The sequence below is a fragment of the Leptospira sarikeiensis genome (assembly GCF_004769615.1).
Lineage (GTDB): Bacteria > Spirochaetota > Leptospiria > Leptospirales > Leptospiraceae > Leptospira_B > Leptospira_B sarikeiensis.
This window is the reverse complement of record NZ_RQGF01000001.1, coordinates 1-1322: the sequence shown is the minus strand read 5'-3', so window position 1 is coordinate 1322 and position 1322 is coordinate 1. Positions and strand designations below refer to the sequence as shown.

1 pseudogene is annotated in these 1322 nt (G+C 39.6%); it reads left to right on the top strand.

Features of this window, described 5'->3' with window-relative positions:
- Positions 1 to 1322, top strand: a pseudogene (locus EHQ64_RS00005) (hypothetical protein); the annotation flags it as partial.

The following is a 1322-nucleotide window of genomic DNA, read 5'->3' as shown; positions in this document are numbered from 1 at the left end:
GAAAAACAAGGATTCGTATTGTATAAGGCGGGGCTTTATTCTCCGTTTGCCGCTTTGGATCCTATGTCAAATATCAGATCCGATTTCTATCTGAAAAATTATCAGAATGAGACAGGATTCGAGGATCTAGTTTCTAAACTAGGAGAACAGGATCTTAATTTGGTTTTAGAAGGAACTAGGGCTCAGGGAGAAGAGCGTAAGGCAAAATACGCTTACGATGTTGTCAAAGGAAACGTCGTTATAGAGAGTTATTTAAGTTATATTGGTATAGGTGCAGAAGGTCAAACTGCTCCTTCTTTAGATACTCAGATCACAAATAAAGAAAGAGAGTTGGAGTTCCAAGCAGAACAAAGACTTGGAAATTTACTTAGCCTTATCGAAGGTTATAAGAGTTATTCTTTCGATCCTGATAAAACGGAAGCAAACCCTTCTATTCGCCAAGCTCTTAAAGAGATCCAAGATTCGGGTTACGAAATTACGGATACCGTATATAATAAAAACGTAAGTACCGGGACCTACGATTTTATCGGCGGGATCAATAACCTAAAAGGTATCATAGACAACTATGTAGACAATAATTTGCCTGGTAGGGTTGCGATCGACGATCCGTATGCGGAAACAAGTAAAGCAAAAGGTGCTATGTCCAATTATGGAGATACTATCATCGATTCAGGAAAAAGGATCGGGATCCTCACAGATATCGCGGACAAATATAAAGGTTTAACAGGAACCGCATTACAGAATGCTTTAGGTTCGGAACTCTCGATCGTAAAAACCCAATACGATACGAACCAAAAGGCTTTCGAAGACGCCCAAACCGCTTTTAAAAACCAACAAGATACTGTTAAAACTATCCAAGACCAGTATGCCACAAAACAAACTCAGGTAACTGCAGCATACAATACGATGGAAGCTGCATCTGTTGCATTATCTCAAAAGAGTGCGGTATATGATTTTGCAACAGTTCAGGAATACAGCCAAGATGTAGGCGGTATGAATATCCTGGATCTTGCTAAGAATCGACTAACAACTGCAAATGATGCGGTTACAGCAAAATTAAAAGAGATCACAGATCTCCAAAATCTGATCTCTAAACAAACCACTCTTGCAAGTCTGAATTCGGATCCTCAGGTCCAACAGAACCAACAACAAACACAGGAATGGGCAGAGAGAGCACTTCGTTTTAGTAAAGCTGAAGATATTATAAAAGATAAAATGACCGATCTCAAGAGTAGGATCGATGCAGAAAGAAGTACTTTACAGACGTATTTGAATAGTATCCTGGTCCCTATAAATTCTCCGATCAACGCAAGCGGTCTGAA